Origin of the sequence: Pseudomonas entomophila (genome assembly GCF_018417595.1) — a bacterium.
In the GTDB taxonomy this organism is placed as follows: Bacteria; Pseudomonadota; Gammaproteobacteria; order Pseudomonadales; family Pseudomonadaceae; genus Aquipseudomonas; species Aquipseudomonas entomophila_C.
On sequence record NZ_CP070982.1, the window covers coordinates 879,523 to 892,563 of the forward strand.

The window sequence follows — 13,041 nt, forward strand, 5'->3', positions numbered from 1 at the left end:
ATAAATCCGCTCCTACAGAGGTGCGCATAACCCTGTAGGAGCGGATTCATCCGCGATGGGCCGCAAAGCGGCCCCAATACACCTGATCAGGCCAGTTCCTCGGCCTCATCCTCGCGCACGATGGCCTTCACTTCGTCGCGACGGCTGATGTACTTCCAGTCTGCCTCGTCGATGTAGATGCCGTTCGGCCCGCTGCCACCTTCCAGGTCGATCGCCACCCGCGCCGACACTTGCGGCTTCACGCTCGCCAGAATCGGTACGAAGCCCAGCTGCTGGCTGGTCTCCAGCAGCGCCGCCTGGTTGCGTTCGTCGATGTCCGCCGCCTCGTCGAGGTAGTACGGCAGGCGAATGCGCCCGGCCAGGTCGCGGTCCATCAGGTGCAGCAACAGGTACATGTTGGTCAGCGCCTTGATGGTCATGGTGGTGCCGTTGGAGGCGGCGCCGTCGATGTCGGCGTGGATCACCGGCTGGCTGTTGATCTTGGTGATCTCGAAGGCCAGTTCGAACAGGTCCTTCAGGCCCAGCTGGTTGTGGTTGGCCGCCACCAGCCGCGCCAGGTACTCCTTGGCCTCTTCGTTCTTGTGATCCTGCTCGGCGCTTTGCGTCAGGTCGAACACCGACAGCGTTTCGCCTTCCTCGTACTGGCCGGCGCTATGGATGATCTGGTCGATGTGCTTGAGCGCTTCCTTGTTTGGTGCCAGCACCACGCGGAAGCTCTCCAGGTTCGATACCTGGCGCTTGTTGATCTCGCGGTTGAACAGCGCCAGCTGGTGCTCGAGGCTGTCGTAGTCGCTGCGGATGTTGCGCAGGGTCCGGGCGATGTCGGTGACCGCGGCGCGGCGGGCCTTGGCCAGGGTCAGCGCTTCCTCGGTGCGGTGCGAGTAGGCGTTGATCAGCAGCTGCAGGCGGCGCTCCATGTCGTCTTCGCTGTCGAACTTGGCCACGCCCTTCAGGCGCACCTGGGCGTACAGCGCCTCGATCTGGTTGTCCACGCGTTGCAGCGCCTGCCAGCTGTCCTGGTAGTCGTTGAGCAGCGGCAGCAGGTTGTCCATGGAGTCGTCGATCGCCTCCATGAATGGCGTGCCGAACGGCAGGTCGGCCGGCAGCAACTGGCGACGGCGCAGGGCGTCCTCGAGGGTGCGTTGCTTGGCTTCGAGGTCGGCGATCTGCCGGCCCACCAGCTGCAGCTTGGCCGACAGTTGCTGGACGCGTTCGGTGAAGGCGTCGCTGGAGCGCTTGAGCTCGTCCTGGGCGGCTTCCAACTGGCCCAGTTGCTCCATCTTCTCCGGCTCTTCGGCAGCCAGGGTCTCGGTGCGGCGGAAGTCTTCCAGGGCCTTCTGCGCATCCAGCACCTGCTGGTACAGGGCCTCGGTCTGCGCCTTGCTGGCTGCGCGGTCGAGGGCCACGGCCTGCTGGGTCTTGAGCTGCTTGAGCTCTTTTTCCAGGCGCTCCTTCTGGTCGCGCAGGGCGGCGCGGTCGGCCAGGGCCTGCAGCGCGGGCGGGTCGATGTGCGAGATGTCGATGGACAGGCCCGGCACTTCGAAGCGTTCGCCCTTGAAACGGTCGAGCACGTTTTCGAGGGTCTTCACCCACACGTCGCTTTCGTCCAGCTCGATGCCGCGCTCACCCAGCGGCAGGCTGAACAGCGCGCCGTTGAACAGGCGCATCAGGCGGTCGACGTCCTGCTGCGAGAACTCCTCGCGCAGGCGGGCGTAGCTGTTGTTGTCGGCGTGGTCGAGCTGCTGCTTGACCGCCTTGACGCGTTTTTCCAGGTCGCGCACGCGCTCGTCGAGGTCCTCGGCGGAGAACTGCCGCGACTGGGCCAGGGCGCCGGCCAGTTCGTCGTGGGCGTCCTTGGCGGCCAGCAGTTGCTGCTCCAGCACCTTGACGTCGGTGACCAGGGCGAAGCGGTGCTTGAGCACCGACAGCTCACCCAGCCAGCGCTGGATGCCGGTGATCTCGCGCTCCAGGCGCATCAGCTCCTGGGTGCCGCCGCGCTGGTCGTTCTGCAGGCGGTCCTGCTCGCCACGGTAGTGCTCGGCCTGGATGGTCAGCTCTTCCTTGCGCGCCATGGCGTATTCCTGCCAGGTGCCCAGCAGGTTGTCGAGCAAGGGCGAGATGCGGTGCAGCTTGCCGCGCAGGATGTCGCGCTGGGCCACGCCGCCGGCCAGGGCTTCGACCAGGGGGCCGGCGGCCACCAGGGCGTTGTAGTCGCCTTCCATGCGACGCACGTCGCGGAAGGCCTCTTCACAGGCGGCGATGTAGTCGACGCTGCCCGAGCGCAGGCTGTGCTCGAAGGCGTCGAGGAACAGCTGCTTGAGCTTGGCGGCGGTGATTTCGCGCATGTGCAGTAGGTTGATGAACAGGGCGCGGAAGGTCTTCAGGCTTTGCTCGCTGGTCGAGCGCAGCGGGATCAGGGTGAGGTCCAGCGGCACCGAGGTGTGGCCGCCGACCAGCAGCCGGCGCAGTTCGTCCGGCTTGAGCTCGTAGGCCTTCAGGCCGTTGCGCTCGAGGTTGGTGAACAGCTCTTTCTGGCGCAGGCAGGTGTCGTCTTTCTGGTAGTGGGCCAGGTCCAGCTCGCCCTGGTAGGCGAAGAACTGGTGGCCGAAGCCGCCACCCGGGCCGCGGCCGACCACGCCGATCACGTGCGGGCCGTGGGGCAGGTTCAGTTCGCAGAGGATGTAGCTGGTGTCGGTGGCGAAGTAGAAGCGGCGCGACTGCTCCAGGCTGTACTTGCCGAAGCTCATGTCGGACATGCGCGCCAGGATCGGGAACTGCAGCGCGTTGATCGACGCCGATTTACCCAGGTTGTTGGCGCCATAGACCGACAGCGGGTGTTCCAGGGGGAACAGGCCGAGGCTGTAGCCGGCGGTGTTGAGCAGTGCGAAGCGGCGGATGCCGTAGCGTTCCTGGCTCATGCGTCAATCTCCTGTTGCTCTTCGCGGATCGCCCGGGCCAGGGCGTCCTCCTCGCTCTCATCACCATCGAACGGGGTGAGGTCGAGCGGGTCGTCGGTGCGGTTGAGTTCTTCGGGCGTTTCTTCGACCACCAGCACGGGCACCGGCAGCGGCAGGTCGCTGTGCAGGGTGGCGGCCAGGTCGCGGTCCTGCTGGACCGCCAGGCACACGTCGAGGAAACGGTGCATCGGCGGCATGAAGCGGTAGATGCCGCCTTCCTCGAAGGCGAAGCCCAGCTGGGTCATGCGGCGCATGATCTTTTCTTCGAGCTCGTCGACCGTCTGCACTTCTGCCTGCAGGAACAGGTCGCGGTACTTGTCCAGCAGCGACGGTAGTTCGTCACGGCCGATGCTGCCGCCGTCGAGCACGGCCATCGGGTCGCGGCCCTGGTCGGCCAGGTGCTCGACCAGGATGAAGGTGAACAGCGACAGGCGCTGGGCGGTCTTGTTGACCTGCGCGGCGGCTTGTTCAGGGACGAAGTAGTAGAAACCACGGGTGTCGCAGACCAACTCGAAACCGAGGGCCTTGAACAGGGTGCGGTACTGGTCCTGGAAGTTCGACAGCTGGGCGTACAGCTCCGGGTCGCGGCGGCTGATGTGGAAGCCCTTGAACAGCTCGCGGAAGATCGGCGCGAGCTGGGACAGTTCGGAGAGATCAAGATGCATGGGTGGGGCTCGCGGTGGATTCGGTCGTGGTCGCCGGCTTGTTGTCGCGGCTGGAAGTCAGGGCGAAGGAGCGCAGGCTGACCAGGTGTTCGCGGGTGAGGTATTGCTGGCGGTCGAGGCGTTCGCGGCTGAAGCGCTTCTCGCGCGACAGGCGCGAGAACCAGTACAGCAGTTCGTCGGTGGCGCCTTCGGGCTCCTGCTCCAGCAGCCAGACCATCAGGTCCGGCAGCGGCAGGGCGTCTTCGCAACGCTCGAGCATCTCTTTGACCGTGCGCGGGGCGCGGGGCAGCGGGCCCTTTTGCGTCTTGTGCGCCTTGGGGAAGCGCGCAGGCTTGGGCTCGAAGCGGGCCAGGGCGTAGACGTAGGCCTCGACCTGGCTGGCACTGCCGAGGAAGGTGCTCTGCGGGCGGGTGAACAGCGGCATGGCCGCCTGCGGCACGGCGTCGATGCCCTTCTTGCGGATCACCGACAAGGCCAGCGCCGCGCCACGGGTCACGGCGTTGTGCCGGCGCGCCTCTTCACGCAGCGGCAGCAGCAGTTCGCGGGCATGGCGCAAGGTAAGCTGGGCGCTGGTCTGCATCTCGAGGATGCGCGCGTGGGTACGCAGCAGCATGTCGTCGTCGACCAGGTGGCCCAGGCGCGCCTGCTCGCCCAGCAGGCGCAGCAGCACGGTCTCGACCTTGCGCACGCCCTGCTCGAAGGCGCCGTCGGCGTTGACCAGCTGGATCATGGGTTCGACGTATTCGTCCCAGGTCGCCAGTACTTCGGCGTAGCGCTGGCGCAGGGGGATCTGGCGGTTGCTGGTCTTGGCCCGTTCGGCCACGGCCACCAACGCCTGTTCGTCGTTGTCGAGCTTCTTCAATACATCGCGCACGCGCATGTCGAGCAGGCGCAACTGGCGCGCCAGGTCGTCGCTGTCGCGGTTGTCGAAGGCGTCCTGGATATGCCCGGCCAGGCGTTCCAGGTGGCGTAGATACGCCTCGATCTCCAGGCACAGGCCCAGCCGGTGCTCGCGGCGCAGGTAGGCGAGGAAGTCGTGGATCTGCGCGTTGAGCTCGAAGCGGTTCGGGCTCTTGGCCACCGGGACCAGGATGTCCAGGCGGATCCACACGTCGAGCAGCTGGGTGATGTCCTGCGGGGTGCTTTCCACCTGCTGGCGGGCCAGCTGCTGGCGCAGCTCGACCAGGCTCAGGGTGCCCTGGTCGAAGCGCTCGCACAGCGGCTCGATCAGGGCCCAGTGTTCGGCTAGGGCGCGCAGGACGCGCTTGGGTTCGATCATTGGCGGGTCGACTCGTTGCCAAATAAAAGGGGCGATTGTACTGCATCCGGGGGGGAGGAATTCACCCCTTGGTCTGCAATAGGGGATCACCCGATATTCAGTGGGGGTTTTACCGGCCCTTTCGCGGGCAAGCCCGCTCCCACAGGGGCCGCATCGAGCCTGTGGGGGCGGGTTTGCCCGCGAAACGGCCGGTGCGGCCAGTAAAAATCCGTAGGCCTGTTGCGCCACGATGCCGCCAACGGCGTTAGAATGCCCGATTGATTTTTCCCGGATACCCGCGCCTTGCTCATCGAGTCCCGCCGCCGCGCCTACCTTTCCGCCATGCAAGTGGTGCACTGGCTGCCGCGCGCCGAACTGCCGTTCGCCGCCCCGTCGCGGCCCGAACTGCTGTTGCCGGTAGCAGCGGTCGAGGATGTCGAGTTCGATGTGCGCCCAGCGGCGCCTGCGCCGGCTTCAAGGGAAGCGCCTGCGGCACCCCAGGCCCGTGCGGAGCGGCCGAAGATCGAGATTCCGCGCCCAGGCAGCGCGCCCAAACCGGTCGTCAAGCCGGTCGAAACCGAGCAGGCGGCCCCGGCGCCGCGTCCAGCCCCCGTTCCGCCGCCACGCTTCGCCCTGCAACTGCTGCGTGCCGGCAGTTGCCTGCTGCTGGTGGAGCTCGCCACCGGCCAGCCCTTCCAGAGCCGCGACCCATCCTACCTGCTGCTCAAGGACATGTTGCGCGCAGCCGGCTTGCCGGACGCCCCGCAGATCATCGGCGAGCCGGTGCGCTGGCCGTTCCTGGTGCGCGGCAACATGGACCAGGGCCCTGACGCTGCCCGGGACTTCGTCCAGGGCTTCATTGCCGCGCGCCTGGAAGAGGCGCCGTGCAGCTGCCTGTGGCTGGTCGGCCTGCCGGCCGTGCGCTTTGCCGGGCAGGCGGATGCCGAGGCCTACTACCAAGAACTCAAGGTCGACCTGCTCGGCGACGCCTGGGCCTTGCCCGGCCTTGAACTGTTGATGGACGAGCCGCAGCGCAAGGCGGACGTCTGGAAAGCCATGCGCCAGCTGATGGCGCGCTGGAAGAGCGTTGAATGAGTGAATCGATCAGTTTCCGCCCGGCGACCGAGGCGGATCTGGATGCCCTGCTGAAGATCGAATATGCCGCGTTCAGCCACCCCTGGACCCGTGGCATCTTCCAGGATGCGCTGAAGTCGTACGAAGTGTGGCTGATGTTCGACGGTCAGCAGCAGGTGGGGCATGGGGTGATCAACGTGATCATCGACGAGGCGCACCTGCTCAATATCACCGTCAAGCCGGAGAACCAGGGTTGCGGGCTGGGCCTGCGGCTGCTTGAGCACCTGATGGCGCGGGCCTACCAGCTCAATGGGCGTGAGTGCTTCCTCGAAGTGCGTGCCAGCAACCAGTCGGCCTATCGCTTGTACGAGCGTTACGGGTTCAACGAGGTTGGGCGGCGCCGGGACTACTACCCGGTGGCGGGCGGGCGTGAGGACGCGCTGGTGATGGCCTGCACGCTGCTGGAAGACTGACCGAGCCTGAATTCATGCAGATTCTGTGGGGGCGGGTTTGGCGCTGAGAAGGCCGGGCTTGCCGGCGAATGGGCCGCATGGCGGCCCCTCGCACTGGCAACCTCAGATCTCCGGATGTTCCACTTCCAGCGGCTTGCGCAGATCGCGCAGGCTGCGCGTCACCGGCCCGGTATTGCACTTGGCCGCTGCCTGCTCAGGCGTCATATCGCGAATGGTCCGATAGAACAGTTCACAGGTCTGCTTCTTTTGGGTTACCTGCCACTTGGTGGTACAGGCATCCAGCGTCAGCTTGGCATCCGCCTGCGGATTGCGCCCCATGCCCGCCTGCCAGCAAGCGACGGAGAGGTCCTGGCCCATCATCTTCAGGCCGGCCGCGTCGGCCTTGTCCTGGTCGCCGTCGTAGCCTTTCGGGTCGGCGGCGTACCAGATGGCGCTCGGGTGGTTGGCACCAAGCACCGGCACCTTGGCGCTGCCGGCCTCGGGGCTGATGCTGGCCAGCCCCAGCACGTTCACCTTCGGCCCATACTGCTGCTGGATCCAGCTGCGCACGGGGGCGCCGAAGGCAACCATCGGCAAGGCGGCCTTGCCATCGTGAGTAAGGGCGACTTCCTTGACCATGCGCACCTGATAGTCGTTGAAGTAGCTGTAGACCCCTTCCAGGTCCTTGCCGGCAGTGGCCGGGGCGGCGATCGGGGCGATGTCGACAATGGTCTGGTAGGCCGGGGTCTGGGTGGCGTCGACGCCGTTGAAAGTCAGCAGTTCGGCCCAGCGGTCGGTGGTGTTGGACTTCAGGTAGTCCTGGTAGTGGGTCAGCGAGTAATCCGGCGGGAAGTGCAGCAGTTCGACGCTGCGACGATTCTCCAGCGCCATCCCCAGCGGCAGGAACAGGTACCAGCTGAAGTCCCAGCCGCCTTTCTGGTTGAGCTGGGTGGCGCCCTGGTAGGCCAGCTCGCCACTGTCGAGCAGCTTGCGCAGGGGCTCGGTATAGCCGGCGGGCACCTCCGTGATCTGGGCATGCAGCTTGTCGTTGTCGCGGTTCACGGTGACCTTGGCGTTGGCGTAGCCATCGCGGCGCACGCTCTGCGTAAGGTAGTGCTCGACGGTCTGCTCCAGCGTCCAGTCGCGGTAGCAGATCACGTTGCAGTTGTTGGGGTAGGCGAACAGGCGGGTGACGCGCTTGGCGTCGCCCAGGTCGATCTGCGCGTCGGCCAGGGCCAGGCCGCTGAAGGCGATGGCGGCCAGGCCCGATAGGGCAATCTTGTGCATGCTTAACTCCTTGTCAGTGGCCGCCAAGGTCGGCGGGCGCGCCCATGGTGGAGGAAGAGGAGGGGGGATGAAAAGCAGCAGATTGTGGCTAGTGGCTATTAGCCTGTTGGGCATGGGTGCCGTCCAGGCCGATGAGCGTGATGTGTGGATGTTCGCCCAATGGGCGGGGGACCATGAAAACCGCGCCTTTCGCAACATGCTGGTGGATGCGCGGCTGTATGGCGTGGTGCCGATCCACCAGTTGCTGCGTTCGGCCTCGGATTGGCGCCAGTGCCGTGCCTCGCCGTTTGCAGTGCCGCCAGCGAGTCACTGGCCGGCGGTGCGCTCGACGCTTTCACTGATCAAGACGCTGGATGATCAGGGCGTGCTGCGTCAGTTCGAAGTGGTTTCGGCCTATCGTGACCCACAGCTCAATGCTTGCGCGGGCGGCGCACCCAGCAGCGCGCACATGCGTGCCTTCGCCGTCGATTTGCTGCTGCCGCGCTGGGCCGATCCCAACCCGCTGTGCCGTTTCTGGCAGCAGCACGGCGAGGCCTGGAACATGGGGCTGGGTCGCTACCCGTCAGGGCGCATTCACATCGACACGGCCGGTTACCGCACGTGGGGCGGCGATGGCGGCGCCGGTTCGTCGTTCTGCGCCAAACCCAGGTGAGCCAGGCAGGCCTGGCATTCACCGCTCACCCACTGCGCGAAGCGCTGGCGCTTGCTGCCGTCATCCAGTGGCTGTGGGCTGAGCAGGTGGTAGCTGGAGCCGTCGCGCAGGAAGCCGAACGGTGCCTGTAGCTGAGCATTGTCCAGTTCGTCGCGCACCATCAGCGCCGAGGCGATGGCCAGCCCCAGGCCCGCGCCGGCGGCCTGGAGCGACAGGTAGAAATGTTCGAAATCGCTGCGTTCTCCTCGCTTCAGGCCCTGGCCGCTCAGGCGCAGCCAGGTCGCCCAGGCGTCGGGGCGGGTGGCGCTGTGGAGCAGGCGCTGGCCCTTGAGGCCTGGCTTTTTGACCGGGCCGATCCATTCATCACAGATCTTCAGGCTGTGCAGCTGGCGGTCCCAGTGGAAGTCATCGCGGCGCAGGGCCAGGTCCACGCCGGCGCGGGCGAAGTCCACCGGCCCTCCGGCCGCCACCAGGTGCAGGTGCAGGTCGGGGTGCGCGGCGTGGAAGCGCGGCAGGCGAGGGATCAGCCAGCGCATGGCGATGGTCGGCTCGCACGAGAGCACCAGCACGTTGTCATGGGTTGGCGGGTGCAGGCGCTGCACGGTCTGCTCAAGCTGTTCGAAAATGGCCCGGGTGGTGGCCTGTAGTTCGCGACCTGCGCGGGTCAGGAACAGGGCGCGGTTGCGCCGATCGAACAGTTCCACGCCGAGGCTTTCCTCGAGCAGGCGCACCTGGCGGCTGACGGCGCCGTGGGTGACGTGCAGGTGTTCGGCGGCGCGCACGAAGCTTTCGGTTTCGGCGGCGATGTCGAAGTAGCGCAGGGCGTTGAGTGGGGGCAGTTTCATGGGGGTGTCCTTTCTGGCCTCTTCGCCGGCAAGGCCGGCTCCTACGGGGTGGCGTGAGGTCCATATCCGTGAGGAAAACTAGCGTATTTGTCTCACTATAAATCGATTTTTACTGATTAAAAGTGCCTCGATAATCACGACTCAAGTGAATTTTCATCGCCTATCGAGGACGCTTTCGTGAATGAACTCATCGCCGTCGCCCTGTTCACCGTGCTGGCTGTCATCAGCCCGGGCGCCGACTTCGCCATGGTCACCCGCAGCAGTTACGCCCAGGGCCGCAAGGCCGGGCTGGCGGCCGCCATGGGGATCGCCCTGGGCGTGCAGGTGCATGTGCTGTACACCGTGCTCGGCATCGCCGTGGTCATCAGCCAGAGCCCGGCGCTGTTCCTGGCGATGAAGGTGGTGGGGGCGGGCTACCTGGTCTATCTGGGCTACAAATCGCTGACCAATACCACGCGCATCAGCCTCGACGGACAGGTGTCTGGCGGTCAGGCCAGTATGTTGGCCGCGTTGCGTACTGGTTTCATGACCAATGCCCTGAACCCCAAGACCATGCTCTTCGTGGTCAGCGCCTATACCCAGGTGGTGCAGCCGGGCAGCCCGCTGGCCGTGGATTTCGCCTATGGCGCGTTCATGTCATTTGCCCACTGGGCCTGGTTCAGCCTGGTGGCCGTGTTTTTCTCCAGTGCAGGGTTGCGCAAGGCGATGATCGAGCGGCAGGTGATCGTGGACCGCTTGATCGGGGTGGCGTTGATTGGCCTGGGATTGGCGGTGGCAGTGGCGGGGGTGAAGTAGCCGAAAGTGGCTGCTTTTTCGCGGGCAAAGAAAAAGGGCTTATCTTTCGATAAGCCCTTTTAGAAGGTGGTGGCTACACAGGGACTTGAACCCCGGACCCCAGCATTATGAATGCTATGCTCTAACCAACTGAGCTATGTAGCCAACTTGGCGCGCATTATTAGCTCGAAACACGATCCTGTCAACACTGATTTCAAAAAAATTTCCAACCTTTCAAACGCTTAGCCGGAAAGCCCGGTTCAGCGCACGATCAGCCAGTGGCCCAGCACGCTATACAGCCGCAGTTGCTGCCCGGCAGCCAGCGTGTCCAGGCTCTGGCCCGCGTGATCCAGGTCGAACTCACCGCTCACGCGACGATACGCGGCCTGTTCGTCCTGCCACCAGACGCGCATCCCTTGATAGCCGGCCAGGCGCTCCACCACGTCCCCCAGTGGCATGTTGCTGGCCAGCAGTCGGCCGTCGCGCCAGGCATCGGCGGGCTTGATGGCGATCTTTTCGATCGGGTTGATCCGCTGCTCGCTGAAGGTGACCCGCTCGCCGGCGCTGACCATGCGCTGGTCGCTGCCTTGCACGACAGTGGCCTTGCCGCTGAGCACTTGCAGTTCATCGTGGTTGCTGTGGCGGGCGATCTGCAGGCGGGTGCCGAACACTTGGATCCGCGTGTCGCCGACCTGCACCTCCATGGCTCGGCCATCGAGCATCACTTCCAGGTAGACCTGGCCCTGCACCAGCTGCAGCAGGCGGGTGCGCCCGCGCAGGTCGATATTCATCGCGCTGGCGCTGTCCAGGTGCAAGGTCGAGCCATCGGCCAGGCGCACGCTGCGGCGCTCGCCGACGTCGGTACTCAGTTCGCTGGCCAGGCGTTGCATCAATGGCCAGTAGAGCACCGCCAGCACACTCAGCAGCGCCAGGAACAAGCCCGCCAGCCACAGGCCAGCACGGCTGCGGCGAACTTCGACGACCCGCGGGCGGGGTGGCGTCGCCGGGGCCTGCAGCTGCTGCCAGTAGGCTTCCAGTTGCGCATAGGCGCGCGCGTTGAGCGGGTCCTGGCACCATTGGCCGAATGCCTGGCGCAGCACCTCGTCGCAGTTGGCCTGGCGCAGGCGGGAGAACCAGTCCAGTGCTTCCTGCTCGGGATCGGGCGTGGGGGGCAAGGCGGGCATCGGGGTCATGGGATCGGACTGCTCGCAAGGGCAGGGCAGTTTTGCCCAGCGTTTACGGGTAAGGAGGCGAAAGATGCTAATTATATTGAGAATTATTTACAAGTACGCACTAGATGGACGGCAGGGGGAAATAAAAAGGTAGCTTCGTATCTATTTGTTTCACGATAATCGGATCCCAACCTGCGGACGGAAATCCAGCCCATGGCCATCAGCAATACCCAGAGTTCCAGCGCGAGCAGCCCGGCAAGCCAGGCGAGCCCGCTGGTGATGCGCATCATCGGTTTCTGCGCCCTGGCGCACCTGATCAACGACCTGATCCAGTCGGTGCTGCCGGCGATCTACCCGATGCTCAAGGCCAACTATGGGCTGAGCTTCGCCCAGATCGGCCTGATCACGTTGACCTTCCAGGTCACGGCTTCGTTGTTGCAGCCGTGGGTCGGTTTCTTCACCGACAAGCGGCCGACGCCCAACCTGCTGCCCCTGGGCACCCTGTGCACCTTGGTGGGGATCGTGATGCTGGCCTTCGTCGGTAGCTTCCCGATGATCCTGCTGGCCTCGGCGTTGGTGGGCATCGGTTCGTCGACCTTCCACCCGGAGACCTCGCGCATCGCCCGCCTGGCCTCGGGCGGGCGTTTCGGCCTGGCCCAGTCGAGCTTCCAGGTCGGCGGCAACGCCGGTTCTGCGTTCGGCCCGCTGCTGGCGGCGGCCATCGTCATTCCCTTCGGGCAGACTCACGTGGCCTGGTTTGGGGTGGCCGGGTTGTTCTTCTTTGCCGTCACCCTGATGCTGCGCCGCTGGTACAAGGACCACCTCAACCAGTTCAAGGCGCGCAAGGCGGCGCAGGCCACCCATGGCATCTCGCGCCAGCGGGTGATGCTGGCGCTGGTGGTGCTTGGGTTGCTGGTGTTCTCCAAGTACTTCTACATGGCCAGTTTCACCAGCTACTTCACTTTCTACCTGATCGAGAAGTTCCAGCTGTCGGTGGCCAGTTCGCAGTTGCACCTGTTCCTGTTCCTCGGCGCGGTGGCGGCCGGCACCTTCTTCGGTGGGCCGATCGGTGACCGTATCGGGCGCAAGGCGGTGATCTGGTTCTCCATCCTCGGGGTGGCGCCGTTCACCCTGGCGCTGCCTTACGCCGACCTGTTCTGGACCACCGTGCTCAGCGTGGTGATCGGCTTCATCCTGGCCTCGGCGTTCTCGGCCATCGTGGTGTATGCCCAGGAGCTGGTGCCGGGCAACGTGGGGATGATCGCCGGGATCTTCTTCGGGCTGATGTTCGGCTTCGGCGGGATCGGCGCGGCGTTGCTGGGCTACCTGGCCGACCTGCGCGGGATCGAATATGTATATGGCGTGTGCTCGTTCCTGCCGTTGTTCGGGTTGCTGGCGGTGTTCCTGCCGTCCACCGGCAAGCGTTGATCGCCGGTCCGCCGATTGCTCCGATGCGATCTTTGCAGGAGCGGCTTCAGCCGCGATCACCCGCACAGCGGGTGCCAGGCACCGCGATACCCGCATCGCGGCTGAAGCCGCTCCTACGATGATCTCGGTAGGCGCCGGCTTGCCGGCGAACGATTGACGTGCCGTTCATCGATGGCCTAGAGTGCCGCCTCCTCTTTACCTGCGTAATCGATGCAAATGAACCGTAGTACTCATCCACGCCGCCAGCCTGTCGCCCCGACAGCGCGCCGCGCGTGGCCGAGCGACACGGTGCTCAAGCGTCGGCGCAGCGTGCTGTTCGCTTTCACTTTCTCGCCACACCTTGCCCTGAACTGATCCGCGCCCCTGCATCCAGCGCCTCCCCGGCGTGACTGCGGGCGCCTGCGTTCGAACATCTTTCAGCGGATTTTCCAGCCGGCCAGGGCCAGAGCCCCTGCGCGCCGGCTTGCAAGGAGTGGT

General features: G+C 65.3%; 11 protein-coding genes and 1 tRNA gene. 5 read left to right on the forward strand and 7 right to left on the reverse strand.

Annotated elements, in window-relative coordinates; genetic code table 11:
- Nucleotides 1–86 precede the first annotated feature (86 nt).
- From mksF to mksB, 3 genes are read right to left on the reverse strand one after another with little or no spacing between them, the layout of a single operon-like run.
- Entirely contained in the window at nucleotides 87–2,918 is a 2,832-nt protein-coding gene (gene mksF, locus JYG34_RS03870) for an Mks condensin complex protein MksF (RefSeq protein WP_213659549.1), read from the reverse strand.
- Nucleotides 2,915–3,622 carry an Mks condensin complex protein MksE gene (gene mksE, locus JYG34_RS03875; RefSeq protein WP_213659550.1) on the reverse strand — a complete coding sequence of 236 codons (708 nt, stop codon included), beginning with the start codon at nucleotides 3,620–3,622 and terminating at the stop codon, nucleotides 2,915–2,917. The genes mksF and mksE overlap by 4 nt, the downstream gene beginning before the upstream one ends.
- Nucleotides 3,612–4,901: an Mks condensin complex protein MksB gene (mksB, locus tag JYG34_RS03880; RefSeq protein WP_011532175.1), complete on the reverse strand. Its 1,290-nt coding sequence runs from the start codon at nucleotides 4,899–4,901 to the stop codon at nucleotides 3,612–3,614. The genes mksE and mksB overlap by 11 nt, the downstream gene beginning before the upstream one ends.
- Nucleotides 4,902–5,183: 282 nt before the next feature.
- Here mksB and JYG34_RS03885 point away from each other — a divergent pair, with 282 nt between their 5' ends.
- Nucleotides 5,184–5,975, forward strand: a complete 792-nt coding sequence (locus JYG34_RS03885) for an energy transducer TonB (protein ID WP_213659551.1) — start codon at nucleotides 5,184–5,186, stop codon at nucleotides 5,973–5,975.
- Nucleotides 5,972–6,427 carry a ribosomal protein S18-alanine N-acetyltransferase gene (rimI, locus tag JYG34_RS03890; protein ID WP_011532177.1) on the forward strand — a complete coding sequence of 152 codons (456 nt, stop codon included), beginning with the start codon at nucleotides 5,972–5,974 and terminating at the stop codon, nucleotides 6,425–6,427. Before JYG34_RS03885 ends, rimI begins: the two co-directional genes overlap by 4 nt.
- Before the next feature lie 102 nt (nucleotides 6,428–6,529).
- Here the strand turns inward: rimI and JYG34_RS03895 are convergent, their stop codons facing one another.
- Nucleotides 6,530–7,693 carry a hypothetical protein gene (locus JYG34_RS03895; protein ID WP_213659552.1) on the reverse strand — a complete coding sequence of 388 codons (1,164 nt, stop codon included), beginning with the start codon at nucleotides 7,691–7,693 and terminating at the stop codon, nucleotides 6,530–6,532.
- A 67-nt stretch (nucleotides 7,694–7,760) separates the two neighbouring features.
- Here JYG34_RS03895 and JYG34_RS03900 point away from each other — a divergent pair, with 67 nt between their 5' ends.
- Entirely contained in the window at nucleotides 7,761–8,345 is a 585-nt protein-coding gene (locus tag JYG34_RS03900) for a D-Ala-D-Ala carboxypeptidase family metallohydrolase (protein ID WP_213659553.1), read from the forward strand.
- Here the strand turns inward: JYG34_RS03900 and JYG34_RS03905 are convergent.
- A complete protein-coding gene (locus JYG34_RS03905; RefSeq protein WP_213659554.1) occupies nucleotides 8,285–9,190 on the reverse strand; it encodes a LysR family transcriptional regulator in 906 nt (301 codons plus the stop codon). The two genes, JYG34_RS03900 and JYG34_RS03905, sit on opposite strands and share 61 nt — an antisense overlap.
- Before the next feature lie 177 nt (nucleotides 9,191–9,367).
- Here JYG34_RS03905 and JYG34_RS03910 point away from each other — a divergent pair, with 177 nt between their 5' ends.
- Entirely contained in the window at nucleotides 9,368–9,985 is a 618-nt protein-coding gene (locus JYG34_RS03910) for a LysE family translocator (protein WP_213659555.1), read from the forward strand.
- A gap of 67 nt (nucleotides 9,986–10,052) precedes the next feature.
- Here JYG34_RS03910 and JYG34_RS03915 read toward each other — a convergent pair.
- Both JYG34_RS03915 and JYG34_RS03920 read right to left on the reverse strand, forming a co-directional pair.
- Nucleotides 10,053–10,129 (reverse strand) — tRNA-Met (locus JYG34_RS03915).
- Nucleotides 10,130–10,224: 95 nt separating this feature from the next.
- Nucleotides 10,225–11,157 (reverse strand): FecR family protein, encoded by a 933-nt coding sequence (locus tag JYG34_RS03920; RefSeq protein WP_213659556.1) that lies wholly within the window; start codon nucleotides 11,155–11,157, stop codon nucleotides 10,225–10,227.
- Between the two features lie 192 nt (nucleotides 11,158–11,349).
- On the opposite strand from JYG34_RS03920, the gene JYG34_RS03925 reads away from it, so the two are divergent.
- Nucleotides 11,350–12,564 carry an MFS transporter gene (locus JYG34_RS03925; protein WP_213659557.1) on the forward strand — a complete coding sequence of 405 codons (1,215 nt, stop codon included), beginning with the start codon at nucleotides 11,350–11,352 and terminating at the stop codon, nucleotides 12,562–12,564.
- Nucleotides 12,565–13,041 lie beyond the last annotated feature (477 nt).

Excerpts from the sequence above, each read along its gene's own strand:
- mksF (WP_213659549.1), bottom strand. The coding sequence starts at position 2,918 with ATGAGCCAGGAACGCTACGGCATCCGCCGCTTCGCACTGCTCAACACC.
- JYG34_RS03925 (WP_213659557.1), top strand. The coding sequence starts at position 11,350 with ATGGCCATCAGCAATACCCAGAGTTCCAGCGCGAGCAGCCCGGCAAGC.
- mksB (WP_011532175.1), bottom strand. The coding sequence starts at position 4,901 with ATGATCGAACCCAAGCGCGTCCTGCGCGCCCTAGCCGAACACTGGGCC.
- mksE (WP_213659550.1), bottom strand. The coding sequence starts at position 3,622 with ATGCATCTTGATCTCTCCGAACTGTCCCAGCTCGCGCCGATCTTCCGC.
- JYG34_RS03900 (WP_213659553.1), top strand. The coding sequence starts at position 7,761 with ATGAAAAGCAGCAGATTGTGGCTAGTGGCTATTAGCCTGTTGGGCATG.
- JYG34_RS03920 (WP_213659556.1), bottom strand. The coding sequence starts at position 11,157 with ATGACCCCGATGCCCGCCTTGCCCCCCACGCCCGATCCCGAGCAGGAA.
- JYG34_RS03895 (WP_213659552.1), bottom strand. The coding sequence starts at position 7,693 with ATGCACAAGATTGCCCTATCGGGCCTGGCCGCCATCGCCTTCAGCGGC.
- JYG34_RS03905 (WP_213659554.1), bottom strand. The coding sequence starts at position 9,190 with ATGAAACTGCCCCCACTCAACGCCCTGCGCTACTTCGACATCGCCGCC.
- rimI (WP_011532177.1), top strand. The coding sequence starts at position 5,972 with ATGAGTGAATCGATCAGTTTCCGCCCGGCGACCGAGGCGGATCTGGAT.